Annotated in this window: 1 protein-coding gene; it reads left to right on the forward strand. The window is 56.5% G+C overall.

The window, feature by feature from the left end; genetic code table 11:
* A partial coding sequence (locus L692_RS0118800; RefSeq protein ID WP_025701618.1) for an isoprenyl transferase occupies nt 1-687 on the forward strand: 687 nt, incomplete at both ends.

Genomic DNA, 687 nt, shown 5'->3' on the forward strand with positions numbered 1-687 from the left:
CCCCAGGCATGTGGCCATCATTATGGACGGCAACGGACGCTGGGCCAAACGTCTTGGGCTGCCCCGCATAGTCGGTCATCAGAACGGGATGAAGGCAGTCAAGCGCGCTACGATTGCAGCCGATGAGCTGGGTATTGAATTCTTGACGATGTACGCGTTCTCAACGGAGAATTGGAAACGCCCCAAAGAAGAAGTCGATTTTCTGATGCGTCTGCCGGAAGAGTTTTTGGCTATCGAACTGGACGAACTGATTGAGAAGAACGTCCGGGTGCGTGTTATGGGCGACAGCGAAGCGCTGCCCTCGTATACCCGTAAAGCGATGGACGAGGCGGTGCTTCGCACGGAACACAATACCGGACTTATTCTGAATTTTGCGCTAAATTATGGGGGGCGCAAGGAAATCGAGGACTGCATGCGCAGTTTGGGGAAGGATATTGCTGCCGGGCAGCTATCGCCGGAGCAGATTACGGCCGAATTGATTGACAGCCGGCTGCTCTCCGGAGGGCTTCCCGATCCGGATCTCCTAATCCGCACGAGCGGTGAAATGCGCCTCAGCAACTTTATGCTCTGGCAGCTGGCCTACAGCGAGTTGTGGTTTACCGATATTTACTGGCCGGAATTCGGCAAGGAGCATCTGCATCAGGCCGTGGCCGAGTACCAGCGGCGCACCCGCCGTTATGGCGGGGC

The sequence above is a fragment of the Paenibacillus forsythiae T98 genome (genome assembly GCF_000520735.1).
GTDB classification, from domain to species: Bacteria; Bacillota; Bacilli; order Paenibacillales; family Paenibacillaceae; genus Paenibacillus_AQ; species Paenibacillus_AQ forsythiae.